This is a genomic window from Methylobacterium sp. JK268, from assembly GCF_054052225.1.
This window is the reverse complement of record NZ_JBSVZN010000007.1, coordinates 33,735-57,973: the sequence shown is the minus strand read 5'-3', so window position 1 is coordinate 57,973 and position 24,239 is coordinate 33,735. Positions and strand designations below refer to the sequence as shown.

Sequence of the window (24,239 nt, the reverse complement as noted above, 5' to 3'; positions counted from 1 at the left end):
GCCCCTTTGAAGGTGTCGTGAGCGCCGACCGGCGCCGGTGTGTCGTCCCGCCCGCCCCCGGGACCAGTTCGGCCGGGGGGCGCGCGGGTGGTTTCAGAAGCTCTCCCGGATCCAGCGCCCGACGCGCCGGAGATAGGTGTCGTCCAGGGGCCCCAGGCTCCCCTGGTGGCCCTTCGGCTCGAAATGCTCCACGTGGGAGACCTGCGGGTAGACGAGGAGGCCGACCGCCGCCGAGAAGGCCGGCCCCTTCGCGGCCTCCGGCAGGCCCTTGATCCCGAGGGGCCGGCCGATTCGGACCTGCCCCTGGAGGATGCGGCGGGCGACCTCGGGGAGGCCGACGAGCTGGCTCGCCCCGCCGGTCAGGACCACGCGCCGGCCGGCCTGGGCGGCGAAGCCCGCGTTGCGCAGGCGGTCGCGCACCAGTTCCAGCACCTCCTCGACGCGCGGGCGGATGATCCGCACGAGCTGCGACTTCGGGATGTGGTGCGGCAGGTCCCGCTCGTCCTCGTCGACGCCGTGGACCGCGATCATGTCGCGCTCGTCGGAGGCCGTCGCCATGGCGGCCCCGTACAGGGTCTTGAGGCGTTCGGCCGCCGCGACCCGGGTGGAGAGGCCCCGGGCGATGTCCATGGTGACGTGGTGGCCGCCGACCGCGACCGCGTCCACGTGGACGAGGTGGCCGCCCGTGAAGACGCCGACGCTCGTCGTGCCCCCGCCCATATCGACCACCGCGACGCCCATCTCCGCCTCGTCGTCGACGAGGGCCGAGAGGCCCGAGGCGTAGGGCGTGGCGATCACCGCCTCGACCTTGAGGTGGCAGTTCTCGACCGCCAGCATCAGGTTGCGGGCGGTGGCGATCTCCGAGGTCACCACGTGCAGGTCGACGCCCAGCGTCTCGCCGATCATGCCCGAAGGGTCGATCACCGCGCTCTGCTGGTCGAGGGAGTAGCCGGTGGGCAGGGCGTGCAGCACGGCGCGGCCGGGGCTCACGCTGTGCGTGCTCGCGGCCTCCAGCACCCGCTGGACGTCCGTGCCGGTGACCGGGCCGGTACGGACCGGGACCCGGGCCTCGAAGTGCTGCGAGCCGAGCCGGCCGCCCGACAGGTTCACGATGACGGACTGGACCTCGCACTTCGCCATGCGCTCGGCCGCGTGGACGGCGTGCCGGATGGCGTTCTCGGCGGCTTCGAGGTCGACCACCGCCCCGCCCTTCAGGCCGAGCGAGCGCTGGTGGCCGATGCCGATGATCCGCGCGAGGTGCGTGCGGCCGCGCAGGGTCGCCAGGGTCTCGACCGGCTGCAGCTCGGCGACGAGGCAGACGACCTTGCTGGTGCCGACGTCGAGCACCGAGAGGGTCGCGCTGCGCCGCGCGGAGAGCGGCTTCAGGCGGGGCGTGAGGCCGTGCTGGAGGAGACTCATGACGCGACGACCTGGGACACGCGGAGGAGGGTGAGCGAGCGGGGGGCGGACCTCATATGTCGGTCCCCTTGCCCTTGGGCTTCTTCGTGTGCGCCGCGCGCCAGGCGCCGCCGCTCTCCTCGGTCAGGCGGACCACGACGCGGTCGGGCATGCGCAGGTCCACCGCGATGATGTCCTTCTCCAGGAGGCGCGAGGCGGTTTCGAGCTTCACGAGGCGGGCCATCGCGTCCCGGGCGCCGCTCTCGGGCAGGCGGATGTCGACGCCGTCGAGCTTGAGCGTCCAGCGCCGCCCCGACACGAGGGTCCCGGCGCGGATGCGCTCCTTGAGCGGTCCCGCGGCGTCGAGGAGGTCGAGATATTCCCGCGTGCGCAGGTTGGCCTCGTCGCCGACCACGAGCGGCAGCGCCGCGAAGCGGCCGTCGCGCATGCGGTCGATCACGGTCCCGTCCGCGGAGATCACCGTGATCTCGCCGTTGCGCTGCCACAGGGCGGAGGGCTCGCGCTCGGCGAGGGTCACGAGGAGTTCGTGCGGGTAGATCTTGCGCACCGAGACCGAGCCGATCAGCGGCACCTCGGCCAGGCGGTCGCGGACCGCGACCACGTTGAGGAACGGCAGCGCGTTGCGCCGGTCGATGCCGGCGGCGCGCAGGATCTCGGCGGGCTGCAGCTGCACGAGCCCGGCGATCGTCACCTTGTCGAGACCGAACCCGGACCCGCGGGCCACGATGTCGAGGGGCGTGCCGGAGCGCGCCACCATCTCCTTGTAGGCGCCGCTCGCGACGAAGCCCGCGGCGGCGACGAGGCCGAAGAACCCGAACAGCAGGCTCGTTCCGAGGAGCGGCGGCATGCGCTGCTCGATCGGGATCGCCACCGATCCGCGGCGGGGCCGCAGGAACCGGGGCAGCGCGCGCGTCAGGCCCCCGGGCAGCCCCCATCCGGCCGCCGGAGGCGGCGCGACGGGCGCGCTGCCGGCCGCACCGCCGGGCAGACCGGCGGCGAGCGGCGGCTCAGGGTAGCGTCCTCCACCATCCATGGGGCGACTTCACCGAAACTGGACCCGGCACGGGCGTCATGATCCGGCGCGGCAGGCACCCGGTCGCCACGGACCCGGCCTCCGACCCCGTCGGTCCCGGGCGCGTCGCCCGATGGATCACGAGAGGCAGGGGTCGGACCGGTCGCGTCGGCCGCCGAGTGCTTGATGCGCCGTTAACGCCGACTGTCGAACCCGCTGGTAAATTTTCGGTTTAATTTCGCCGGCAGCGGGGCCCCGGTCCCCGGGCCGGAGGCCCCGTCGCCGGGGCGCCACACCGCCGCGCGGCGGCCCGCCGGGGGCTCAGGCCGGCAGACCGATCCGCTTGATCTCCCACTGCAATTCCACGCCGGACTGCGCCCGCACCCGCGCCCGGACCTCCTCGCCCAGGCCCTCGATCTCGGCCGCGGTGGCGCCCCCCGCATTGATTAAGAAGTTGCAGTGCATCTCCGAGACCTGTGCCCCGCCCCGGCGCAGGCCGCGACAGCCCGCCGCGTCGATGAGCTGCCAAGCCTTGCCGCCCGGCGGATTCTTGAAGGTCGATCCCCCGGTGCGTTCGCGGATCGGCTGCGCGGCCTCCCGGGCGGCGGTGACCCGCTCCATCTCGGCCAGGATCGCGGCCCTGTCGCCGGGCCGGCCGCGGAACGTGGCCTGCGTGAAGATCACGTCGGCCGGCGCCTCGGAATGCCGGTAGGAGAAGCCCATCGCGGCGTGGGAGAAGGTGCGGACCTCCCCCGAGCGCGTCACGCCGCGGGCCTCGACCAGCACGTCGGTGGTCTCGCCGCCATGGGCGCCCGCGTTCATGCGCAGCGCCCCGCCGACGGAGCCCGGGATGCCGCGGTAGAAGGCCATTCCGTCGAGCCCGGCCTCGGCGGCCTCCCGGGCGAGCTTCATGTCCGGGACCGCGGTGCCGGCCCGGATCACCGTGCCCTCCACCGCGATGCTCCCGAAGGCCCGGCCCCCGAGGCGGACGACGAGGCCCGGCACGCCGCCGTCGCGCACGATCAGGTTCGAGCCGAGCCCGATCACCGTGACGGGGACCTCCGGCGGCAGCGCCCGCAGGGCCGCCGCGAGATCCTCCTCGTCGGCGGGCGTGAACAGCACCTGCGCGGGGCCGCCGACACGGAACCAGGTGAGGTCGGCGAGCGGGTGATCGGCGAGCAGACGGCCGCGCAGGGCGGCGGGGGCGAGGAGGGTGAGGATGTCGTTCGAGGTCATCGTTCCGTCCGCGCTCGACAGAGCGTGTCGAGGGATCGTAGCGTGTTCTGACGCAGCGTCAGATCGGGGTTGGCTTGAGCAGGATCGTCGCCTTCACGCGCGCGGCCGCCCGGGACCTGCATCGCCTGCCGGCCAATGTCGAGGCGCTGATCCGGGAGAAGCTCGCCCTCCTGGCGGCCGATCCCAACGCGCTTGCCAACAACGTCGCGGCGCTGAGGGGGCGCCCCGGCTACCGCCTGCGCGTCGGATCGTGGCGGATCCTCTTCACGCAGGACGCCGAGCGGATCATTGTCCACGCGGTCGGGCCCCGCGGCTCGGTCTACGAGTAGGATGCGGCGCATGACCATCGTCCGTACCAAGACGCCGGCCGGGGAGCCGATCGTGATCCTGCCGGAGGCCGAGTTCGAGCGGCTGCGGGTCCTGGCCGAGGAGGCGGAGGACGGCCGGATCGTCGCGGCCTCGCAGGCGCGGCTCGATTCGGGGGAGGACGAACTCCTGACCGGGGCCGACCTCGACGCCCTGCGGACCGCGCCGAGCGCCCTCGCCTTCTGGCGCGCGCGGCGCGGCATCGCCCTCGCTGCCCTTTCGGAGGCCGTCGGCGTTTCCGCCGAGCGGTTGCAGACCATCGAGCGGGGCGAGGACACGGCCGACATCCACCTCTCTGCGAAACTGGCGCGGGAACTGGGGATCGACATCGAGGACCTCGCACCGCCGCGCCCGTGAGCACCTGCGGCACCGGACGCGGTGCCGATGACCGGGAGCACGCGCCCGCCCCCGGCCGCCGCCCCTTACGCCGCCTTCTCGCCCAGCGCCGCCAGTTCGCCCGGCAGCGCGTAGGCCCATTGGGTGATGTTGCCGGCGCCCAGGCAGACGACGTAGTCGCCCTCTCCCACGAGCCCGCGGACCATCCCGGCGAGATCCTCGCTGCGCTCCAGCGCCACCGCGTTGCGGTGGCCGCGGGACTTCAGGCCCGCCACCAGGGTGTCGCGGTCGAAGCCCTCGATCGGCGCCTCGCCGGCCGCGTAGACCGGCGCCACGATCACCGTATCGGCGTCGTTGAAGCAGGTGCAGAAATCGTCGAACAGCGAGGCGAGGCGCGTGTAGCGGTGCGGCTGCACCACCGCCACCACGTTCCCTTCGGTCGAGGCGCGGGCGGCCTTGAGCACCGCCTTGATCTCCACCGGGTGGTGCCCGTAATCGTCGAAGATCTGGGCGCCGTTCCACTCGCCGGTCTTGGTGAAGCGCCGCTTCACGCCGCCGAAGCCGGAGAGTGCCTTGCGGATCGCCTCGGACGACACGCCGAGCTCGTGCGCCACGGCGAGCGCCGCAGTGGCGTTGAGCGCGTTGTGCTTGCCCGGCATCGGCAGGACCAGATCCTCCATCTCCATCCGGAAGCCCGGGCGGCGGTCGCGGATCATCACCCGGAAGCGGCTCTGGCCGCCCTTGAGGTCCACGTCGATCAGGCGCACGTCGGCCTGCGGGTTCTCCCCGTAGGTGATGATGCGGCGGTCCTCGATGCGCCCGACGAGATCCTGTACGGTCGGGTGGTCGATGCACATCACCGCGAAGCCGTAGAACGGGATGTTGTCGATGAAGGCCCGGAACGCGTCCTTGATCGCGTCGAAGGAGCCGAAATGGTCGAGGTGCTCCGGGTCGATGTTGGTCACGATGGCGATATCGGCCGGCAGCTTGAGGAAGGTGCCGTCGGACTCGTCGGCCTCCACCACCATCCAGTCGCCCTCGCCCATCCGGGCGTTGGTGCCGTAGGCGTTGATGATGCCGCCGTTGATCACGGTCGGGTCGAGCCCGCCCGCGTCCAGGAGCGTGGCGACGAGCGAGGTCGTGGTGGTCTTGCCGTGGGTGCCCGCCACCGCCACGCAGGACTTGAAGCGCATCAGCTCGGCCAGCATCTCGGCCCGGCGCACCACCGGCAGCCGGCGCTCCCGGGCCATGGCGAGTTCCGGGTTGTCGCGCCGGATCGCCGTCGAGACCACCACCAGCTCGGCCTCGGCGAGGTTCTCGGCCCGGTGCCCGACGAAGGTGCGGATCCCCTTCTCGGCGAGCCGCTTCACGTTGTAATTGTCGGCCGCGTCCGAGCCCTGAACAGTGTAGCCGAGGTTGTGCATCACCTCGGCGATGCCGGACATGCCGATGCCGCCGATGCCGATGAAGTGGATGGGTCCGAGCTTGTTCGGCAGCTTCATGGGTCGGCGGTCCTTGCGTCGTGTGTCAGCGGGTCGAGGCCGCGATGGCGGTCTCGCGGGTCGAGGCCGCGATCGCGGTCTCGACCACCAGGGCGGCGAGGCGCTCGGCGGCGTCCGGGATCCCGGCGGCCTTGGCGGCGGAGGCCGCCGCGGCGAGCCGCTCCGGCGCGCCGAACAGGCCCTCGAGATCGGCCGCGAGCCGCTCAGGAGTGAAGTCGGTTTGTGGTCTGGGAAAGGCGGCGCCGGCCTCGCCCAGCACGGCGGCGTTGGCTGCCTGGTCCTGGTCGAGGGAACCGGGCAGCGGCACCAGGATCGCCGGACGGCCGATCACCGCCAGTTCCGCCACCGTCGAGGCGCCCGCGCGCGCCACCACGAGGTGGGCCTGCGCCATGCGGGCCGGCAGGTCCTTGAAGAAGGGCGCGACGGTGACCGAGGCGAGCCCGGCCCCGCCATAGGTCGCGTCGGCCCGGGCGAGGTCCTCCGCCCGCGCCTGCTGGACCACGTGGAGCCGGGCGCGCAGGGATACCGGGAGGCGCGCCACCGCCTCGGGTACCACCTCGGTCATCACGCGCGCGCCCTGGCTGCCGCCGAACGCGAGGAGGTGGAGCGGACCCTCCGCCGACAGGGCCGGATAGGGCGTGCCCGCCGCCGCCAGCACCGCGGGGCGCACCGGGTTGCCGGTATGGACGCGCCGCGCCCGGGCCGCCTCGGGCACGCCGCGCACGGTCGCGAAGCCGGTGGCGATCACGCTCGCGCCGCGGGCGAGGAAGCCGTTGGCGCGCCCCATCACGGCGTTCTGCTCGTGGAGCAGCGTCGGCACCTTGAGCATCTGGGCGGCGAGCAGCGGCGGCACGGTCGGGTAGCCGCCGAACCCCACCACCACCGCCGGGTTGAGGCGCCGCACCGCTCCGACCGCGGCGGCGAAGCCGCGGCCGAGGGTCAGGAAGGCCGCCCCGCGGGCCAGCGGCGAGCGCCCGGAGGGCGTCGCCGAGGGGATGCGGACGATCTCGGAGGCCGGAAACCCGCCCGACAGGGTCTCGACGCGGCTGTCGGTGGCGAGGGCGACCCGGATGCCGCGCTCGCGCAGGGCGAGGGCCAGCGCCTCGGCCGGGAAGAGGTGCCCCCCGGTGCCGCCGGCGGCCAGGAGGACGAGGGGTTGGGCGACCGTCATGGCGGGCCTTTGATCTCCGATGCCGGCCGCTGTTTAGGCAGGTTCGGCCGCAAGATCACCCCCCGGCCGCGCGGCGGGCCGCCCCGCCGCCTCTCCGACCCGCGACCTACCGCGCCATCCCCTCGTCGCGGTTGAGGAGCGCGGTGCGCGGGCGGCGGCGGGTCAGCGCCACCAGGAAGCCCATTCCGAGGGCGAGCGAGATCATCGACGAGCCGCCGTAGGAGACGAAGGGCAGCGTCATGCCCTTGGCCGGCATCAGGCGCACGTTCACCAGCATGTTGATGCAGGCCTGGAGGCCGAACAGGGCGGTCAGGCCCGTGATGGCGAGCCGGCAGAAGATGTCCTCGCTGCGGCGCGCCAGCATCAGGCCGCGCATCACGATGAAGGCGAAGAGCAGGACGAGGCCGATGCAGGCGAGCGTGCCGAACTCCTCGCCCGCCACCGAGAAGATGAAGTCGGTGTGCGCGTCCGGCAGGTGGCGCTTGGCGACGCCCTCCCCGGGCCCGGTGCCGAACCAGCCGCCGGTCAGGAAGGATTCCTTGGACCAGAAGCCCTGGAAGTTTTCGCTCGGGTCCTTGTCGAGGAAGCGGTTGATGCGGTCGCGGACGTGCGGCAGGAACTCGTAGGCCGCCACCACGCCGAGCAACCCCGCCCCGCCGAGGCCCGCCACCCAGATCCAGTGCAGGCCGGCCACGAACACCATGCAGCACCACACCATGGTGAGCAGCATGGTCTGGCCGAAATCCGGCTGGGCGATCAGCGGCACGATGGTCATCGGCAGGAGCAGGAGCGCGAGGAGCCCGCCCGGCATGTCCCGGCGCCGGGCGCCCTCGGCGAAGGCCCAGGCCGCCAGGATCACGAAGGCCGGCTTCACGAATTCGGAGGGCTGCACGCCGATCGAGCCGTACTGGATCCAGCGATGCGCGCCCTTGATCTCCGGGCCGTACTTGGTGGCGAGCACGCAGAGCACGATCCCGGTCCCGTAGGTGACGAGGGCGAGCCGCCGCACGTGCCGGAGCGACAGGAACGACACCGCTACGATCAGCCCGATGCCCGGGGCAAGGTACATCACCTGCCGATTGAGGAAGTAGAAGGTCGAGAGCCCCAGCCGCTCGGCCACCGGCGGGCCGCCCGCCATCAGGAAGACGAGGCCGACCGTCATCAGCACGCCGAGGCCGGCGAGGAGACCCCGGTCGACGGTCCACCACCAGTCGCCGAGATGCGAGCGTTCCGCGCGGGACATCATGGGTCGGGGGATTCCTCGCTGGGGGCGGCCTCAGGCCCGAAACGGGCACGGGCCGCGGCACCCGGACCCCGCGGAGCATCCGACCGAATGGTAAACCGGGGGTTTCGGCGCGCCGCCAGACGCGCGATCCACCGCGCTCCGCCGCCTCTCCCCTGGACAGAGGCCCGCCGATCGCCACATTCCGGCGGGCAGATCAAGGAGGCCGGCATGAACCCGCTCAAGGCGCTGCACGCGGAACAGGGTCAGGCGGTGTGGCTCGACTTCGTGGCGCGCGGCTTCGTCGCGAAGGGCGACCTCGCCCGGCTGGTCCGCGAGGACGGGCTGCGCGGCGTGACCTCGAACCCGGCCATCTTCGAGAAGGCGATCGGCCACTCGGACGAGTACGACGAGGCTCTGCGCGAGGCCGGCGATGCGCGGGTGATCGACCTCTACGAGGGTCTGGCCATCGCGGACATTCAAGCCGCCGCCGACGTGCTGCGCCCGGTCTACGACGAGAGCGGCGGGCAGGACGGCTTCGTGAGCCTGGAGGTCTCGCCTTACCTCGCGATGAACACGCAGGAGACGCTGGCCGAGGCCCGCCGGCTCTGGGCGGCGGTCGGGCGCGACAACCTGATGATCAAGGTGCCTGCGACGCCCGAGGGGCTGCCGGCGATCGAGGCGCTGATCGGCGAGGGCATCAACGTCAACATCACCCTACTGTTCGCGCAGGACGTCTACGAGGCGGTGGCGAAGGCCTACATCGCGGGCCTGGAGGCGCTTGCCGCGAAGGGCGGCCCGGTCGCCAGGGTGGCGAGCGTCGCGAGCTTCTTCGTGAGCCGCATCGATGCCAATGTCGACGCGCAGCTCGACGGCCTGATCGCCAAGGCGTCCGGGGACGAGAGGGCGGCGCTCGAAGGGCTCAAGGGCAAGGTGGCGATCGCCAACGCCAAGCTCGCCTATCAGCGCTACAAGCGGCTGTTCTCAGGGCAGCGCTGGGAGGCGCTCGCCGCCAAGGGCGCGCATCCCCAGCGCCTGCTCTGGGCCTCCACCGGCACCAAGAACAAGGCCTATTCGGACGTCCTCTACGTCGAGGAACTGATCGGCCCGGACACGGTCAACACGATCCCGCCCGCCACCATGGACGCGTTCCGCGACCACGGGCGCGTGCGGGCGAGCCTGGAGGAGGATGTCGGCGGGGCCGAGCGGGTGCTGGCGCAGCTCGCGCGCACCGGCATCGACCTCGACGCGGTGGCCCGGGACCTCGTGCGCGAGGGCGTGGGGCTCTTCGTCGACGCCGCCGACAAGCTGCTGGGCGCGGTGGCGGGCAAGCGGGCGCAGATGCTGGGCGACCGCCTCGACCGGCAGGCGCTGTCGCTCGGCGGCCTCAAGGCGGCGGTCGACAAGGAGGTGGAACGCTGGCGCGCGGAGGGGCTGGTGCGCCGGCTCTGGCAGCGCGACGCCTCGGTGTGGACCGGCTCCGACGAGGGCCGCTGGCTCGGCTGGCTGGAGATCGTCGAGGACCAGCTCGGCAAGGTCGAGGACTACGCGGCCTTCGCCGAGGAGGTGCGCCGCGAGGGCTTCACCGACGCGGTGGTCCTCGGCATGGGCGGCTCCAGTCTCGGGCCGGAGGTGCTGGCGCAGACCTACGGGGAGCGGCCCGGCTTCCCGCGCCTGCGCATCCTCGATTCCACCGACCCGGCGGAGGTGAAGGCGGTGGAGGCGGCGGTGGACCTCTCCCGCACGCTGTTCATCGTGGCGTCGAAGTCGGGCTCGACGCTCGAACCGAACGTCTTCCGCGACTACTTCCTCGCCCGGATGCGCGAGACGGTGGGCGAGAGGGCCGGCCGCCACTTCGTGGCGGTGACCGATCCGGGCTCGGCCATGGAGAAGGCCGCCACCGCCGACGGCTTCCGGCGGATCTTCCACGGCGTGCCGGAGATCGGCGGGCGCTACTCGGTGCTCTCGGCCTTCGGGCTGGTGCCGGCGGCGGCGAGCGGCATCGACGTGGCGGCCTTCCTGGAGAGCGCGCGGCGGATGGTGCGGTCCTGCGGGGCGGACGTGCCCCCCGCAGTCAATCCGGGCGTGCAGCTCGGCCTCGCCCTCGGGGTGGCGGCGCGGGAGGCCGGCCGCGACAAGGTCACGCTCGTCGCCTCGCCGGGGATCGCGGGTTTCGGCGCCTGGGCCGAGCAGCTCATCGCCGAATCGACCGGCAAGGAGGGCAAGGGCCTGATCCCGATCGACAACGAGCCCCTGGGCGCGCCGGAGGTCTACGGGAGCGACCGCTTCTTCGTGCATCTGCGCCTCGACGAAGGGGCGGATCCATCCCAGGACGCGGCCGTGGCGGCTCTGGAGGCGGCGGGGCACCCGGTGGCGCGGATCGGGCTCGCGGGCCGCGAGGGGCTGCCGCAGGAGTTCTTCCGGTTCGAGATCGCCACCGCGGTGGCGGGGGCGGTGCTCGGCATCAACCCGTTCGACCAGCCCGACGTCGAGGCGAGCAAGGTCAAGACGCGGGACTTGACGAGCGCGGCCGAGCGGGACGGGGCGCTGCCGGCCGAGACGCCGATCGCCGAGGATGCGGGCCTCGCCCTCTACACGGACGCTGTGAACGCCGCGGCCCTGCGCGCATCCGGGAGCGATCCCGAGAGCCTGATCCGGGCGCTGATCGGCCGGGCGGGGCCGGGCGACTACGTGGCGCTGCTCGCCTACATCGCCCGCAACGCGGCGCATCTCGCCCCGCTCCAGGCCGCGCGGGTGGCTCTGCGGGACGGGAAGCGCGTGGCGACCTGCGTCGAGTTCGGGCCGCGCTTCCTCCACTCCACGGGCCAGGCCTACAAGGGCGGGCCGGACAGCGGCGTCTTCCTGCAGATCACCGCGGAGGGGCCGGACCTGCCGATCCCGGGCCGGACGATCGGCTTCGCGACGGTGATCGCCGCGCAGGCGCGGGGCGATTTCGGCGTCCTGTCCGAGCGCGGACGGCGGGCGCTGCGCGTCCACATCAAGGGTGATCTGTCCTCCGGGCTCGATCGCCTGCGCGCCGCGCTGACCTAACTCTAGGCGGGTGCAGGGCCGCCTCGGCCCTGCCGGCGTGCGGGGCAGCGCCCCGCGAAGGAGACGCGCGATGCAACTTGGGATGGTGGGTCTGGGTCGGATGGGCGGCAACATCGTGCGGCGGCTCCTCCGGGCCGGCCACACCGCGGTGGTGTACGATCGCTCCCCCGAGGCGGTGGCGGCGCTGGCGAAGGACGGGGCCGTGGCCGCGACCAGCCTGGAGGATCTCGTCGCCAAGCTCGACGCGCCCCGCGCCGCCTGGGTGATGCTGCCCGCCGGCGCGCCGACCGAGGAGTCGGTGACCCGCCTCGCGGGCCTGATGCAGCCGGACGACACCATCATCGACGGCGGCAATTCCTTCTACAAGGACGACATCCGGCGGGCCGCGACCCTGCGCGAGAAGGGCCTGCACTACGTCGATGTCGGCACCTCGGGCGGCGTCTGGGGTCTCGACCGCGGCTACTGCATGATGATCGGCGGCGACAAGCCGGCCGTCGACCGGCTCGACCCGATCTTCGCCACGCTGGCGCCCGGCCTCGGCGACGTCCCGCGGACGCCGGGCCGCGAGGGCCGCGACCCGCGCGCCGAGCACGGCTACATCCATGCCGGCCCGAGCGGCGCCGGCCATTTCGTCAAGATGATCCACAACGGCATCGAGTACGGCCTGATGCAGGCCTATGCCGAGGGTTTCGACATCCTGCGCCACGCCAATTCCGAGGAACTGCCGGAGGCGCAGCGTCTCGACCTCGACCTCGGCGACATCGCGGAGGTGTGGCGGCGCGGCAGCGTGGTGTCGTCCTGGCTCCTCGACCTCACGGCAGCGGCGCTGGCGAGCGACGAGCACCTCGACGCCTTCTCGGGCCACGTCGCCGATTCCGGCGAGGGCCGCTGGACGCTCAACGCCGCCATTGAGGAGGCGGTGCCCGCCAACGTGCTGGCCGCCGCCCTCTATGCCCGCTTCCGCTCCCGGGAGACCACCTCCTTCGCCGACAAGATGCTCTCGGCGATGCGCAAGGGCTTCGGCGGCCACCAGGAACCCAAATAGGCGGGACTCCTCCCCATGACCGAACGGACAGGCCGCACCGACGCGCCGCCCGCCCCGGACTGCACCCTGGTGATCTTCGGGGCGACCGGGGACCTGACCCATCGGCTGCTGATGCCGGCCCTCTACAACCTCGCCCGCTGGAAGCTCCTCCCTGAGCGCTTCGCGGTGGTGGGGGTGAGCCGCAGCGAGATGTCCTCCGAGGATTACCGGCGGGACCTGACCGAGACGGTGCGGGGCTTCGTCACCGCCAAGGGCGGCGAGGCGGGCGGCGGCCGCTTCGACGAGGAGGTCTGGTCCGGCCTCGCCGGCCGGGTCACCTACCTGGCGGGCGACCTCTCGCAGGCCGAGGACTTCGCGCGGATCAAGCGCCACGTCGCGGAGGTATCGGGCCGGGAGGACGGGGGCAGCGTCCTGTTCTACCTCGCCGTCGCGGCAAACCTGTTCGGCCCGACGGTGAAGCAGCTCGGCGCGGCGGGGCTCACCGCGGCGCCCGAGGGCGCGTGGCGGCGGGTGATCATCGAGAAGCCCTTCGGGCACGACCTGGCCTCGGCGCAGGCCCTCAACCGCGAGATCCTGGAGGTTCTCTCGGAGGACCAGATCTTCCGCATCGACCACTTCCTCGGCAAGGAGACGGTCCAGAACATCATGGCTTTCCGGTTCGGGAACGGGATGTTCGAGCCGCTCTGGAACCGGGACCACATCGACCACGTGCAGATCACCGTCGCGGAGACGGTGGGCGTCGAAGGGCGCGGGCGCTTCTACGAGGCGACGGGCGCGCTCCGGGACATGGTGCCCAACCACCTGTTCCAGCTCTACACGCTGGTCGCCATGGAGCCGCCGATCTCCTTCGCGCCCGAGGCGGTGCGCGACAAGAAGGAGGAGGTGCTGCTCGCCACGCCCCCGGCGAGCGCCGATGCGGCAGTGCGCGGCCAGTACCGGGCGGGCCGGGTGCAGGACAGGGACGTCACCGACTACCGGCGCGAGCCGGACGTCGCCGCGGACAGCCGCACCGAGACCTTCGTGGCCCTGAGGCTCGGCATCGACAATTGGCGCTGGGCGGGCGTGCCCTTCTACCTGCGCACCGGCAAGGCGATGACGCGGCGCGACACCGAGATCGCGATCCGCTTCAAGCCGGCGCCGCTGTCGCTGTTTCGCGGCACGGGCGTGGACGAAGCGGTCGAGAACTGGCTGGTGCTGCAGCTCCAGCCCGACGAGGGCATCTCCCTGCAGTTCGGCGCCAAGGTGCCGGGCCCGAAGGTCGCGCTCGACACCGTGCAGATGCGGTTCTGCTACAAGGACTACTTCCAGACCGAGGCGAGCACCGGCTACGAGACGCTGATCTACGACGCGATGATCGGCGATTCGACGCTGTTCCAGCGCGCCGACATGATCGAGGCGGGCTGGCGGATCGTGCAGCCGATCCTGGACGCGGCGGACCGCGACCCGGCGCCCTACCCCGCCGGGAGCGCCGGCCCGGGAGAGGCGGACGCGCTGCTCGCCCGCGACGGGCGCTCCTGGCGCTCTCTCGGGACGCGCTGAGATGGCCGTGCTGCCCCCCGGCGCCGTCGTACTCCGCGATGCCGACGCGGTCGCCCGCGCGGCGGCCGAGCGACTGGTCGCGCGGGCCGCCCCGGCGGAGCGGGTCACGGTCGCGCTCTCGGGGGGCTCGACCCCCAAGCGGCTCTACGATCTGCTCGCCGGACCGGATTTCCGGGCGCGGCTGCCCTGGGAGCGGATCCACTGGTTCTTCGGGGACGAGCGGGTCGGTTCGTCGCCGGAGGCCGGCAGCAACCGGCGCATGGTCGAAGCGGCCTTTGGGGTGCCCTCCCCGGTCCCGGCGGGCCAGCTCCACCCGGTGCCGACCGGGCCGGACCCGGATTCCGCGGCGGCCGCCTATGCGGCAACGCTCAGGGCGCATCACGGGAGCGACCGGCTCGATCCGGCGCGGCCGCTCTTCGACCTCGTCCTGCTCGGGCTCGGCGAGGACGGGCACACGGCCTCGCTCTTTCCGGGCAAGCCGGAGGTCGGTGTGACGGACCGATGGGTCGTGGGCGTGCCGGAGGCGGGGCTCGCGCCCTTCGTCCCGCGGGTGAGCCTGACCCTGCCGGCGCTGGCCTCGGCCCGCGAGGTGCTGTTCCTGGTCACCGGTGAGGGCAAGCGGGCGCCGCTGGCGCGGCTCGCCTCCGGAGAGGATCTGCCGGCCGGGCGTGTGCGGGCCGACGGGGACCTGGTCTGGCTGCTCGATGAGGCGGCGGCGGGGTGAGGGGCGGCCCGAGAGTTCGAAGTCAGGGTGTCGGCCAACGCGGAGCGGCATCCGCTCGCGCAGCCGGAGTGGTGAGGCCGGTTCGGGGATCGGCGGGCTGACCGCCGGCGTGCCGGCGCCCGACGACCGCCGGGCACACTCGTTCGTCGTGAGCACACCGCCGCTGCGCGGAGTTCGGACCGAGATCTGAGCGAACCCCATTGACGTTGGGAGGTGCGAGCCTCCATGTCTGTCGTCATGATCCGTCACACCTTGCCCGTACCCGAGCGGACGTCACGCCCCGGCAGCTTCGTCGCCGCCCTCGGCGCGCTCGTGCGGGCGTGGCCGAGCGCCAAGCGCGCGCCGCGTTATCCTCACCGGCCGGACCTGGACGCGCTCCGCGGTGACGGCTTGCGGATCGGCGCCGATATGCGTCGCGCCATTACGCGGGAAGGCGCTCGTGTCGAAGCCTCCGTCAAGGCGTGAGGCTCCGACGACACGAGATCCTTTGGAGCAGGACGAGTCTTCGCACACAGAAATAAACTAGTATTGGCAAGGCCCGCTCCCACCACCCGCGGTGCTCGAGCAATTTCGCCACCTCGTTCCGGATGCTCCCGAGCGCATCTTTGCGGCCTGGGAAGCGGAGAGCCGCCACCGGCGCGAGTGGGAGAATCGGGCTCTGGACGGTCAGATCACGACGACGCGGATCGGCCAGGCCGCAGCCATCGCCTTCGGCCTCGCGTCGATGGGCGTGACGTGTCTCGCCCTCTTGCTCAACCAGCCGTGGGTTGCGGGCGTTGTCGGCGGATCCACGGTCGTGTCCGTCGTCGGGGCCTTTCTCTACCGGCACGCCAAGGACGAGCGGGAATAGGACGAGCGGCTCCATCGGCGCCGGCCCGACCGGGGTGGATCCTGGTTTGCGTCCCTCGTGAGCGGTCAATCGTCACACGAAGTGCTTCGACAGCTTCAATCCCTGCGCCTGGTAGTTCGACCCGGCCTGCGCCCCATAGAGCGCCGCCGGCCGCGCGGCCATGCGCTCGTAGACGAGGCGCCCGACGATCTGGCCGTCCTCCAGCATGAAGGGCACGTCCCGGGAGCGCACCTCCAGCACCGCCCGCGCGCCCGATCCGCCCGCCTCGGCGTGGCCGAAGCCCGGGTCGAAGAAGCCCGCGTAGTGGACCCGGAACTCGCCCACCAGGGGATCGAACGGCACCATCTCGGCGGCGAAGGCCGGCGGCACCTGCACGCTCTCCTTCGAGGCCAGGATGTAGAACTGGCCCGGATCCAGGATCAGCGTGCCCGAGCCGTCCGCGTGGAGCGGCTCCCAGAACTCCCGCACCGGATAGGCCCGCGGCCGGTCGACGTCGACGAGGCCGGTGTGGCGCTTGCCGCGGTAGCCGATCAGCCCGTCGAAGCCCGCGAGGTCCACGGAGACAGCCACGCCGCCCTGAAAGGAGGGATCCTGCGCGCTCACCAGGGGGCTCGCCGCGTGGAGCCGCGCCAGCGCCTCGTCGTCGAGCCGCACCTGCCCCTTGCGGAACCGGATCTGCGACAGGCGCGACCCCGTGCGCACCAGGACCGGAAAGGTGCGGGGTGAGATCTCGGCGAAGAGCGGGCCCGCGTAGCCGGGCTCCACCATGTCGAACTCGCGGGCGTGGTCGGTGATCACCCGCGTGAACACGTCGATGCGGCCGGTCGAGCTCTTCGGGTTGGCGCTCGCCGCGAGGTCGGGCGGCAGGGCCAGCCCCTCCTGCAATTCGGCGATGTAGACGCAGCCCGTCTCCAGCACCGCGCCCTGGCTGAGATCGATCTCATGGAGCTTGAGCTTCGCGAGGCAGGCGGCCACGTCCCGGGTGCGGCCCGGCAGGAAGCTCGCGCGGACCCGGTAGGCCTTCCGCCCGAGGCGCAGGTCGAGGCTCGCGGGCTGGACCTGATCGTCCGCGAAGGGGGCCTCCGCGCGGATCACCCCCGCCGCATGCAGGGCGAGGATGCTCTCCGCCGCCTGAATTCCGTCGCGCAACGCCACCATGGACCCGTCCTCTTGCCCGATCGTCCCCGATCCGTCTTTCGGATGGGTGAACCTCCCGCAGGATTGCGCAGCCGCCCGCCGGCCGATTGACGGGCGTGGTTGCGGACCGTACCACGGCCCGGCTGGGCGGCGGCTCCGGTTGGCGGGGCGGTCGCGACCCCGGAGGCTCCCTGATGTACAAGGCAGAGACCCGCGGCATCAGCGTGATCGTCACGCCCCGGTTCGTGGAGGAGGAATCCTCGCCGGACGACAGCCGCTACTTCTTCGCCTACACGGTCGAGATCACCAATAACGGCCGCGACAAGGTGCAGTTGCGCTCGCGGCACTGGCGCATCGTCGACGGTCGGGGGGCCCTGCAGGAGGTGCGCGGCGCCGGCGTGGTCGGCAAGCAGCCGGTGCTCGGGCCGGGCGAGTCCTTCAGCTACACCAGCGGCTGCCCGCTGCCGACGCCGAACGGCACCATGGAGGGCACCTACACGATGGCGACGGCCGACGGCGAGAGCTTCGAGGCCGCCATCCCGGCCTTCTCCCTCGACGTGCCGCACGTCCGGCGGGTCATGCACTGAAGGTATCGCGCGCGCGTTGGAACCGGCGCCGGAGGGGCGTAGGCTCGGAGCGTTCCGCCCCCTTCCCTCCCGGATCCCGATGACTCCCACCGGCCAGAGATTGACGCCGCTCGCGATGCTCGAGCGGCTCGTCGCCTTCGACACCGAGAGCGCCAAGTCCAACCTCCCCCTGATCGCCTTCGTGGAGGACTACCTCTCGGGCTGGGGCGTGTCGTCCGTGCGGCTGCCGAACGCGGCGGGCGACAAGGCCGCGCTCTTCGCCACGATCGGTCCGGAGCGCGACGGCGGCGTGCTGCTCTCGGGCCATACCGACGTGGTCTCCCCGGCGGGGCAGGACTGGACCGGCGACCCTTTCCGCCTGCGGGTGGCGGAGGGGCGGATCTACGGGCGCGGCGCCGTCGATATGAAGGGGTTCTGCGCGCTCTGCCTCGCCCTGGTGCCGGACATGCTGGCGGCGGGCCTCGGGACGCCGATCCACCTCCTCCTCTCCTACGACGAGGAGACCACCTGCCTCGGCGTCGTCGACGCGATCGCGCGGCTCGGCGCCGACCTGCCGCGGCCCGCCGCCGTGATCGTGGGCGAGCCGACTGGGCTCGAAGTGGCCGACGCCCATAAGAGCGTCGCCACCTTCCTGACGACGGTGCACGGCCACGAGGCCCACTCGGCCAAGCCCGCGCTCGGCGCCAACGCCATCATGGCGGCGGCGGAGCTGGTGGCGGACCTCAACCGCATCGCCGACGAGATGATCGCCCGGGGCGACCCCAGCGGGCGCTTCGACCCGCCCTACACGACCGTGCATGCCGGGGTGATCGCGGGCGGCACCGTGCGTAACATCCTGCCGGGACGCTGCTCCTTCGAGTGGGAGTTCCGCGGCCTGCCCGACCTCGCCCTCGACGAGATCCCGCGCCGCTTCGCCGTCGCGGTCGAGACGGTGACGCGCGAGCGGCTCAACCGCTTCGGACCCTACGGGCGGATCGAGACGATCCAGGACGCCGCCGTGCCGGGTCTGGGGCCGGAGCCGGGCTCGGCCGCCGAGCGCCTCGCGCTCCGGCTCGCGGGGCGCAACCGCACCGTCTCGGTGCCCTACGCCACCGAGGCCGGTCGCTTCCAGCAGGCGGGCCTGCCCACCGTGGTGTGCGGGCCGGGCTCGATCGACCAGGCCCATCAGCCCGACGAGTTCATCACCGTGGCGGCCTTCGAGGCGGGCGAGGCCTTCCTGCGCGGGCTGACCCGCGAATGCGCGGCGGGTGGCCCGCTCGACTGATACCAGCGGCCCAGGATGCTGACGCATCGATCCGATCTCGGGCAGGCCCGAGATCGACGCAGCCGTTGACCATCTCGAATGTTCGACACCAAGCCCAAGGTTCAGGGTTCTGGGCTTGGCGGACATTCGAGAACGGAACCACCGGTCATTAAGGATGACCGGTGGTGTGAGCGCTCAGGCGGCCGGCGCATCCTCCCGCACGACGACGACCCTGTTCCGCCCCTGGGCCTTCCCTTGCTGGAGCGCCGCGACCGCCCCCGCGATCATGGTATCGCGACCCGCCCGGCACCGCCGGATGCGGCAGGCCCAGGCCCGACACCGCCGCACGGCCGGATGCGCGACCGGGGCGCACCCGCTGGTCACCCGCCGGGCGGGCGCGCTGCCGCGAGGCCGAGGCCGGCCCCGATCAGGCAGCCTCCCGTGAGCCGCTGCCGCCAGCGTCCCCCGCGCGCCAGCATCCCGTGCAGACGCCCGGCGAGGAGTGCCCAGAGGCTGTCGATCGTCGCCGCGACGGTGAGGAAGGTGGCCGCCAGGAGGGCGAACTGGCCCGCCGCATCGGCGCTGGGATCCACGAATTGCGGCAGGAAGGCCCCGAAGAACAGCAGGGTCTTCGGATTGCTGAGCGAGACCAGGAAGCCGCGCCGCGCCATCGCGCCCAGGCCTGGCGGTTCCGGCCGCACGCCGGCGAGGTCGGCGGGCGGCGCCCACCAGGCGCGCAGGCCGAGGACGACGAGGTAGGCGAAGCCGGCCCACCGCACGAGGGCGAACCATCCCGCCAGCGCCGTCAGCAGCGTCGTGGCGCCGAGCACCGTCACGGCGAGCTGTGGCACCATCGCGGCGCTCGTCCCGGCGACGGTGGCGAGACCGGCCCGCGCGCCGTGCGCGAGGCTGTTGGCCACGATCAGCGCCACGTTGGGACCGGGGATCAGCGCCAGCACGGCGCTCGCCGCCACGAAGGCGAGGTAGAGGTCCGCGCGCATCACGTCGTCCCCCAGCGCACCCACTGCCCGTGCGGGTGGGCCGTGGCGAGGCGGCGGCGCTCGCCCCCGGGCCACAGGGTGAGGGTCAGTGCCGAGCCGCTGCCGTCGAACTCGTAGGCGAGCCAAGCGAGCGGGGTGGCGTCGCCCGCGCGTGCCCCCGCTTCGGCGAGAAGCGCCGCGACGCGGGCCCGCCCCTCCGCGGGGAAGTACTGGAGGGCGATCGAGTGCTGCACCACCCGGACCGACCCGGGATCCGGCGGCGCGGCGAGCCGCGCTTCGAGCCACGCCACCGCGTCGCCCCGGTCGAGCGGCGGCGGGGCCGCGGCCGAGAGGGCGACGGCCGCCTCCATCCGGGCGAGGCGCACGCGCTGATCCGGCCAGACATAGGCGATCAGCCGCTCGCGGTCGCGCGGGTCGCCCAGGGAGAGCGGGTTGAGATCGACGCCCCGCCGGGACGCGACCGTGACCCGGGCGGCGGGCGGCGGCGGCCCGCTCCAGTCCGGGGCGAGGCGCACGGCCGAGCCCGCCTCCCCCGCCGCCACGCCGCCGAGGTCGTAGGCGTAGCGGTCGAGAACGAGGTTGAGGCCCGCGCTGGCGCCGAGCTCCCAAAGTACGATCGGCTTCCCGCCGGTCGCGGCCGCCACCGCCATCAGCCCGGGCATCAGGACGCCGGAGCGTGCCACCTCGTTCGTCTGCGGCGGCCCGTCGATCCAGGGGTCGAGCGCCTCGCCTGCCTCCGCCAGCGCCGCGGACAGTGCGGTCCACAGCCCCTCGGGATCGAGGGGTGCGGGCGGGTAGCGCCGGGCGATGTCGGGCAGCCGCCCCGCCCGGACCAGCGCGTGCAGGCCGCCGCACAGCCGCAGCGCCAGGGCGTCGGTCTCCGGGTCGCCCGGCCAGGCGAGGATGCGCCCGCCGAGCGGCGTCTCCGCGTTGAGCCGCTCGGCCAGGAGCCCGCACAGCGAGGCCGTGAAGGGCGATCCCAGCCGCGCGCAATGGCCCGCCTGGGTGGCGAAGGCCCGGCGCACCCGCTCCTCCGGCCCAGGGCTCCGCGCTTTCATGGGCTGACCCTCCGTCAGGCGCACCCTAGCGGAGTCCCGCCGAAAGGCGATGGGCCTGCGTCAGGGCTTGGCCGCGGCCTTCTTGTCGGGCTCCTGCCCGAGATAGACGTATTCGGGCGCGGCGCGGAGTTGGTCGCGGTCGGTGTCGATCACGGCCTTCAGGGTCTTGTCGTCCGTGCGGTCGATCTGGACGGCGCTGCGGGCGATCGAGACGTACTTCGTGCCGATGCCGAGGAAGCCACCGACGCCCACCACGTAGGACTTCACCGACAGGTCCGGCGACAGGACGAGGTCGGCGACGCTGCCGATGGTCTCGTCGGCGCGGTTCTTGATCGACAGCCCGATGAGCTTCGAGGCGACCATCTCGTCCGGCTGCTGGGCCACGAAGGTCGGGCGCAGGTTGTTGTCGAGGGTGGCGGGCGCCGCCGGCTGCGCGGCGGGAGCCTGCGGCGGCGGCGATGCGGGCGGCGCTGCGGCCGGGGTCGCGTCCTGCTGGGCGGCGGCGGAGGCCGCGCCCGCGAGGAGGAGCGCGGCGGCGAGAACGTGACGGGACATGTCGGCTCCGGGAGCGGAAACCGGTCGGGGACCGGCAAACGCCTGAGAAGCGGTCGAGCTTCCGCAAAGTTCCCGTCGGAGGACGGGGGTGCTTCCGAATCCGGCAGCCGCCGATGCCGCCCGATGGCCACCCCATCGGCCGCCCCATCGGCCGCCCTTGAGTAGCGCCCGCGCGAGCCCTATCAGACAACTCCCACCACGGGTTGTCAGACTAAAGGCGAAGAAGGTCCCGGCATGAGCGAGTCCCGTCCCGTCCCGCGCCGCGCGCGCCCGACCTTCACCGATCAGGAGGCCCTGCAGTTCCACGCCCAGGGCCGCCCCGGCAAGCTGGAGGTGGTCGCCACGAAGCCGATGGCGACGCAGCGCGACCTCTCCCTCGCCTACTCGCCCGGCGTCGCCGTGCCGGTGCTCGCCATCGCGGAGGATCCGGCGCTCGCCTTCGACTACACGGCCAAGGGCAACCTCGTGGCGGTCGTGTCGAACGGCACCGCGATCCTCGGCCTCGGCAACCGCGGCGCGCTCGCCTCGAAGCCGGTGATGGAGGGCAAGGCGGTGCTGTTCAAGCGCTTCGCCGACATCGACGCCTTCGATCTCGAGGTCGGCACCGAGGATCCCGACGCGGTGATCAACTGCGTGCGCTATCTCGGCCCGACCTTCGGCGGCATCAACCTGGAGGACATCAAGGCCCCCGAGTGCTTCATCATCGAGGAGCGCCTGCGGGAACTGATGGACATTCCGGTCTTCCACGACGACCAGCACGGCACCGCGATCATTGCGGCGGCGGGCGTGATCAACGCGCTCCACCTCACGGGCCGCGACATCGGCGCGGCGAAGCTCGTGGTCAACGGCGCGGGCGCGGCCGGCATCGCCTGCATCGAGCTCCTCAAGGCGTTGGGCTTCGGGCCCCAGAACGTCATCCTCTGCGACACCAAGGGCGTGGTCTATGCGGGCCGCACCGAGGGCATGAACCAGTGGAAGTCGGCCCACGCGGTCGAGACCAGCCGGCGGACCCTCGCGGAGGCGATCGAGGGCGCCGACATCGTGTTCGGCCTCTCGGTGAAGGGCGCCTTCACGCCCGAGATGATCGCCTCGATGGTGCCCCAGCCGATCATCTTCGCCATGGCCAATCCCGACCCGGAGATCACGGTCGAGGAGGTGGCGAAGGTCCGCGACGACGCCATCGTGGCGACCGGCCGCTCGGACTACCCGAACCAGGTCAACAACGTGCTGGGCTTTCCCTACATCTTCCGGGGCGCCCTCGACGTGCGCGCGACCACGATCAACATGGAGATGAAGATCGCGGCCGCGCAGGCGCTGGCAGCGCTGGCGCGCGAGGACGTGCCGGACGAAGTCGCGGCGGCCTACCAGGGCACGCGGCCGCGCTTCGGGCGCGACTACATCATCCCGGTGCCCTTCGATCCGCGGCTGATCCACACGATCCCGCCCGCGGTGGCCAAGGCCGCCATCGACACCGGCGTTGCCCGCAAGCCGATCGCCTCGATGGACGCCTACCGGGCGCAGCTCTCGGCCCGGCGCGATCCCGTCGCCGGCACCCTCAACCGCATCTTCGAGCGGGTGCGCAAGTTCCCCAAGCGCGTCGTCTTCGCGGAGGGCGAGGAGGAGGTCGTCATCCGGGCGGCCATCTCCTTCGTCAACCAGGGGCTCGGCACCGCGATCCTGGTCGGCCGCGAGGACCGGGTGCTCGCCAACGCGGAAGCCGCCGGGATCGACTTGGCCGGCCGCGAGAACATCGAGATCCACAACGCCGCCAAGTCGGACCGCAACGCGGTCTATGCGCAGTTCCTCTACGCGCGGATGCAGCGCAAGGGCCTGCTGTTCCGCGACTGCCAGCGGCTGATCAACCAGGACCGCAACCACTTCGCGGCCTCGATGGTGGCGCTCGGCGACGCGGACGCGATGGTGACGGGCGCGACCCGCAACTACTCGGTCGCCCTCGACGACGTGCGCCACGTCATCGATCCCAAGCCCGGCCACCGGGTAATCGGCGTCTCGCTCTGCCTCGCCCGCGGGCGGGTCGTGCTGGTCGCCGACACGGCGATCCACGAGATGCCCTCCGCCCAGGAGATCGCCGGCATCGCGATCGAGGCCGCGGGCGTGGCGCGCCGCCTCGGCTACGACCCGCGGGTGGCGCTCCTCTCATTCTCGACCTTCGGCCATCCCAAGGCCGAGCGCGCCGAGAAGGTGCAGGAGGCGGTCAAGATCCTCGACGGGATGCGGGTCGACTTCGAGTACGACGGCGAGATGTCGGCCGACGTGGCTCTCAACCGGGAGATCCTGGCGCAATACCCCTTCAGCCGCTTGAAGCAGCCGGCCAACGTACTCGTCATGCCGGCCTTCCACTCGGCCTCGATCTCCACGAAGATGCTGCAGGAACTCGGCGGCGCGCAGGTGCTCGGGCCGCTGATCGTCGGCCTCGACAAGCCGGTGCAGATCGTCTCGCTCGGCGCCACCGACAGCGACCTCGTCAACATGGCGGCGCTGGCGGCCTTCAACATCGGGGGCTGACGCGGCCCGGGGCGGATCCCGGGTGAACCGGGATCCGCGCTAGAGCATTGTCCGACGAACTCGATATCGGTTCGTCGCAGAAAATGCGTAAGATCAAAGACCTAGAGCAGTATCCGAGTGCAACGTGATCGGAGTCTGCTCTAGGATGGGGCGGGTCAGTAGGCCGGCCCGCCGGTGGTGTTGCCCTTCTGCTGCTGGTAGCCGGGACGCGACGGGTTGCGGGCGTTCGGGTCGGATTCCATCATCCGGCGGCTGACGCCGCGGCCCTGCATCCGGCGCATCTCGCGTTGGGTCATGCGGGCCTGCGCGATCGTGGTGATGTTCGTCGCGACGGCGACCGGGCCGGTGACCGCCGCCGAGGCCGGCGCCGCGGACAGGGCGAGGGAGCCCGCGAGCGTCGCCGCCGCAACGGACAGGGTCAGGATTCGCATCGGGTGGATCTCCTTGGGCAGGTGCCACGGATGACTTGCGTCGCCGTCACGGCGACGAGTCGCGACCCGCGATCCCGTTCCGTCAGCACATCGGGAACCGTTCGTCATCATGACGGCGCGGATGGGCGGATGATCCTGCCTGCCCGCGCGGGGTGTCCCGTCCGCATGACGAAAGGTCAGGAACGCGGATTGCCTCCGCGGCCCGCAGCTGCTAAGGCTTCTCGCAGT

The 24,239-nt window shown here is 72.3% G+C and carries 22 protein-coding genes; 11 read left to right on the top strand and 11 right to left on the bottom strand.

All coding sequences use genetic code 11. The features are described 5' to 3' along the window. Positions 1 to 93: 93 nt before the first annotated feature. From ftsA to murB, 3 genes are all read right to left on the bottom strand, one after another. Positions 94 to 1,419 carry a cell division protein FtsA gene (ftsA, locus tag ACW9J6_RS08930; RefSeq protein WP_457116108.1) on the bottom strand — a complete coding sequence of 442 codons (1,326 nt, stop codon included), beginning with the start codon at positions 1,417 to 1,419 and terminating at the stop codon, positions 94 to 96. Positions 1,420 to 1,471: 52 nt separating this feature from the next. Then, positions 1,472 to 2,452 (bottom strand): cell division protein FtsQ/DivIB, encoded by a 981-nt coding sequence (locus ACW9J6_RS08925; protein ID WP_457116107.1) that lies wholly within the window; start codon positions 2,450 to 2,452, stop codon positions 1,472 to 1,474. Between the two features lie 300 nt (positions 2,453 to 2,752). Continuing rightward, entirely contained in the window at positions 2,753 to 3,667 is a 915-nt protein-coding gene (murB, locus tag ACW9J6_RS08920; protein WP_457116106.1) for a UDP-N-acetylmuramate dehydrogenase, read from the bottom strand. Positions 3,668 to 3,741: 74 nt separating this feature from the next. Here murB and ACW9J6_RS08915 point away from each other — a divergent pair, with 74 nt between their 5' ends. After that, positions 3,742 to 3,996, top strand: a complete 255-nt coding sequence (locus ACW9J6_RS08915; protein ID WP_457116105.1) for a type II toxin-antitoxin system RelE family toxin — start codon at positions 3,742 to 3,744, stop codon at positions 3,994 to 3,996. A gap of 10 nt (positions 3,997 to 4,006) precedes the next feature. Beyond that, positions 4,007 to 4,390: a helix-turn-helix transcriptional regulator gene (locus tag ACW9J6_RS08910; protein ID WP_457116104.1), complete on the top strand. Its 384-nt coding sequence runs from the start codon at positions 4,007 to 4,009 to the stop codon at positions 4,388 to 4,390. Between the two features lie 65 nt (positions 4,391 to 4,455). On the opposite strand, the gene murC is transcribed toward ACW9J6_RS08910, so the two are convergent. From murC to ACW9J6_RS08895, 3 genes are all read right to left on the bottom strand, one after another. Next, positions 4,456 to 5,871: a UDP-N-acetylmuramate--L-alanine ligase gene (murC, locus tag ACW9J6_RS08905; RefSeq protein ID WP_457116103.1), complete on the bottom strand. Its 1,416-nt coding sequence runs from the start codon at positions 5,869 to 5,871 to the stop codon at positions 4,456 to 4,458. A gap of 25 nt (positions 5,872 to 5,896) precedes the next feature. Next, on the bottom strand, positions 5,897 to 7,042 hold the full coding sequence (locus ACW9J6_RS08900) for a UDP-N-acetylglucosamine--N-acetylmuramyl-(pentapeptide) pyrophosphoryl-undecaprenol N-acetylglucosamine transferase (RefSeq protein ID WP_457116102.1): 1,146 nt from the start codon (positions 7,040 to 7,042) through the stop codon (positions 5,897 to 5,899). 106 nt (positions 7,043 to 7,148) lie between these two features. Continuing rightward, entirely contained in the window at positions 7,149 to 8,288 is a 1,140-nt protein-coding gene (locus ACW9J6_RS08895) for an FtsW/RodA/SpoVE family cell cycle protein (RefSeq protein WP_457116101.1), read from the bottom strand. A 207-nt stretch (positions 8,289 to 8,495) separates the two neighbouring features. Here ACW9J6_RS08895 and ACW9J6_RS08890 point away from each other — a divergent pair, with 207 nt between their 5' ends. The 6 genes from ACW9J6_RS08890 to ACW9J6_RS08865 all read left to right on the top strand — a co-directional run bounded on the left by ACW9J6_RS08890 (position 8,496) and on the right by ACW9J6_RS08865 (position 15,473). Next, a complete protein-coding gene (locus tag ACW9J6_RS08890) occupies positions 8,496 to 11,315 on the top strand; it encodes a bifunctional transaldolase/phosoglucose isomerase (protein ID WP_457116100.1) in 2,820 nt (939 codons plus the stop codon). Positions 11,316 to 11,385: 70 nt separating this feature from the next. Further along, the gene (gene gnd / locus ACW9J6_RS08885) at positions 11,386 to 12,360 is read left to right on the top strand and encodes a phosphogluconate dehydrogenase (NAD(+)-dependent, decarboxylating) (protein ID WP_457116099.1); all 975 of its coding nucleotides are present in this window, start codon (positions 11,386 to 11,388) and stop codon (positions 12,358 to 12,360) included. A 15-nt stretch (positions 12,361 to 12,375) separates the two neighbouring features. Continuing rightward, positions 12,376 to 13,899, top strand: coding sequence for a glucose-6-phosphate dehydrogenase (gene zwf / locus ACW9J6_RS08880; protein ID WP_457116098.1), 1,524 nt, complete (start codon positions 12,376 to 12,378; stop codon positions 13,897 to 13,899). A 1-nt stretch (position 13,900) separates the two neighbouring features. Then, positions 13,901 to 14,623 (top strand): 6-phosphogluconolactonase, encoded by a 723-nt coding sequence (gene pgl, locus ACW9J6_RS08875; protein ID WP_457116097.1) that lies wholly within the window; start codon positions 13,901 to 13,903, stop codon positions 14,621 to 14,623. A gap of 225 nt (positions 14,624 to 14,848) precedes the next feature. After that, entirely contained in the window at positions 14,849 to 15,088 is a 240-nt protein-coding gene (locus ACW9J6_RS08870; RefSeq protein WP_457116096.1) for a hypothetical protein, read from the top strand. Positions 15,089 to 15,179: 91 nt separating this feature from the next. After that, positions 15,180 to 15,473, top strand: a complete 294-nt coding sequence (locus ACW9J6_RS08865; protein WP_457116095.1) for a DUF2335 domain-containing protein — start codon at positions 15,180 to 15,182, stop codon at positions 15,471 to 15,473. 72 nt (positions 15,474 to 15,545) lie between these two features. Here ACW9J6_RS08865 and ACW9J6_RS08860 read toward each other — a convergent pair whose 3' ends face one another. Then, positions 15,546 to 16,631, bottom strand: a complete 1,086-nt coding sequence (locus ACW9J6_RS08860; RefSeq protein WP_457116094.1) for a 2'-deoxycytidine 5'-triphosphate deaminase — start codon at positions 16,629 to 16,631, stop codon at positions 15,546 to 15,548. A gap of 173 nt (positions 16,632 to 16,804) precedes the next feature. Here ACW9J6_RS08860 and apaG point away from each other — a divergent pair, with 173 nt between their 5' ends. Beyond that, positions 16,805 to 17,197, top strand: coding sequence for a Co2+/Mg2+ efflux protein ApaG (apaG, locus tag ACW9J6_RS08855; protein ID WP_457116093.1), 393 nt, complete (start codon positions 16,805 to 16,807; stop codon positions 17,195 to 17,197). A 79-nt stretch (positions 17,198 to 17,276) separates the two neighbouring features. Then, the gene (gene argE, locus ACW9J6_RS08850) at positions 17,277 to 18,461 is read left to right on the top strand and encodes an acetylornithine deacetylase (protein ID WP_457116092.1); all 1,185 of its coding nucleotides are present in this window, start codon (positions 17,277 to 17,279) and stop codon (positions 18,459 to 18,461) included. Between the two features lie 359 nt (positions 18,462 to 18,820). On the opposite strand, the gene ACW9J6_RS08845 is transcribed toward argE, so the two are convergent. The 3 genes from ACW9J6_RS08845 to ACW9J6_RS08835 are packed head-to-tail and all read right to left on the bottom strand — an operon-like array spanning position 18,821 to position 21,054. Next, positions 18,821 to 19,441, bottom strand: coding sequence for a LysE family translocator (locus tag ACW9J6_RS08845; protein WP_457116091.1), 621 nt, complete (start codon positions 19,439 to 19,441; stop codon positions 18,821 to 18,823). Beyond that, the gene (locus ACW9J6_RS08840) at positions 19,441 to 20,499 is read right to left on the bottom strand and encodes a DUF2332 domain-containing protein (RefSeq protein ID WP_457116090.1); all 1,059 of its coding nucleotides are present in this window, start codon (positions 20,497 to 20,499) and stop codon (positions 19,441 to 19,443) included. Before ACW9J6_RS08840 ends, ACW9J6_RS08845 begins: the two co-directional genes overlap by 1 nt. A 60-nt stretch (positions 20,500 to 20,559) precedes the next feature. After that, complete coding sequence (locus ACW9J6_RS08835; protein ID WP_457116089.1) at positions 20,560 to 21,054, bottom strand: PRC-barrel domain-containing protein; 495 nt, start codon at positions 21,052 to 21,054, stop codon at positions 20,560 to 20,562. A gap of 234 nt (positions 21,055 to 21,288) precedes the next feature. On the opposite strand from ACW9J6_RS08835, the gene ACW9J6_RS08830 reads away from it, so the two are divergent. Then, entirely contained in the window at positions 21,289 to 23,580 is a 2,292-nt protein-coding gene (locus tag ACW9J6_RS08830) for an NADP-dependent malic enzyme (RefSeq protein ID WP_457116088.1), read from the top strand. 155 nt (positions 23,581 to 23,735) lie between these two features. Here ACW9J6_RS08830 and ACW9J6_RS08825 read toward each other — a convergent pair whose 3' ends face one another. Then, positions 23,736 to 24,011 carry a hypothetical protein gene (locus ACW9J6_RS08825; RefSeq protein ID WP_457116087.1) on the bottom strand — a complete coding sequence of 92 codons (276 nt, stop codon included), beginning with the start codon at positions 24,009 to 24,011 and terminating at the stop codon, positions 23,736 to 23,738. Positions 24,012 to 24,239 lie beyond the last annotated feature (228 nt).

Coding starts and splice junctions, on each gene's coding strand:
- murB (WP_457116106.1), bottom strand. CDS start 3,667: ATGACCTCGAACGACATCCTCACCCTCCTCGCCCCCGCCGCCCTGCGC.
- ACW9J6_RS08835 (WP_457116089.1), bottom strand. CDS start 21,054: ATGTCCCGTCACGTTCTCGCCGCCGCGCTCCTCCTCGCGGGCGCGGCC.
- ftsA (WP_457116108.1), bottom strand. CDS start 1,419: ATGAGTCTCCTCCAGCACGGCCTCACGCCCCGCCTGAAGCCGCTCTCC.
- ACW9J6_RS08870 (WP_457116096.1), top strand. CDS start 14,849: ATGTCTGTCGTCATGATCCGTCACACCTTGCCCGTACCCGAGCGGACG.
- ACW9J6_RS08840 (WP_457116090.1), bottom strand. CDS start 20,499: ATGAAAGCGCGGAGCCCTGGGCCGGAGGAGCGGGTGCGCCGGGCCTTC.
- apaG (WP_457116093.1), top strand. CDS start 16,805: ATGTACAAGGCAGAGACCCGCGGCATCAGCGTGATCGTCACGCCCCGG.
- argE (WP_457116092.1), top strand. CDS start 17,277: ATGACTCCCACCGGCCAGAGATTGACGCCGCTCGCGATGCTCGAGCGG.
- ACW9J6_RS08825 (WP_457116087.1), bottom strand. CDS start 24,011: ATGCGAATCCTGACCCTGTCCGTTGCGGCGGCGACGCTCGCGGGCTCC.
- ACW9J6_RS08890 (WP_457116100.1), top strand. CDS start 8,496: ATGAACCCGCTCAAGGCGCTGCACGCGGAACAGGGTCAGGCGGTGTGG.
- ACW9J6_RS08895 (WP_457116101.1), bottom strand. CDS start 8,288: ATGATGTCCCGCGCGGAACGCTCGCATCTCGGCGACTGGTGGTGGACC.
- ACW9J6_RS08910 (WP_457116104.1), top strand. CDS start 4,007: ATGACCATCGTCCGTACCAAGACGCCGGCCGGGGAGCCGATCGTGATC.
- pgl (WP_457116097.1), top strand. CDS start 13,901: ATGGCCGTGCTGCCCCCCGGCGCCGTCGTACTCCGCGATGCCGACGCG.
- ACW9J6_RS08925 (WP_457116107.1), bottom strand. CDS start 2,452: ATGGATGGTGGAGGACGCTACCCTGAGCCGCCGCTCGCCGCCGGTCTG.
- gnd (WP_457116099.1), top strand. CDS start 11,386: ATGCAACTTGGGATGGTGGGTCTGGGTCGGATGGGCGGCAACATCGTG.
- ACW9J6_RS08900 (WP_457116102.1), bottom strand. CDS start 7,042: ATGACGGTCGCCCAACCCCTCGTCCTCCTGGCCGCCGGCGGCACCGGG.
- murC (WP_457116103.1), bottom strand. CDS start 5,871: ATGAAGCTGCCGAACAAGCTCGGACCCATCCACTTCATCGGCATCGGC.
- ACW9J6_RS08845 (WP_457116091.1), bottom strand. CDS start 19,441: ATGCGCGCGGACCTCTACCTCGCCTTCGTGGCGGCGAGCGCCGTGCTG.
- ACW9J6_RS08860 (WP_457116094.1), bottom strand. CDS start 16,631: ATGGTGGCGTTGCGCGACGGAATTCAGGCGGCGGAGAGCATCCTCGCC.
- ACW9J6_RS08830 (WP_457116088.1), top strand. CDS start 21,289: ATGAGCGAGTCCCGTCCCGTCCCGCGCCGCGCGCGCCCGACCTTCACC.
- zwf (WP_457116098.1), top strand. CDS start 12,376: ATGACCGAACGGACAGGCCGCACCGACGCGCCGCCCGCCCCGGACTGC.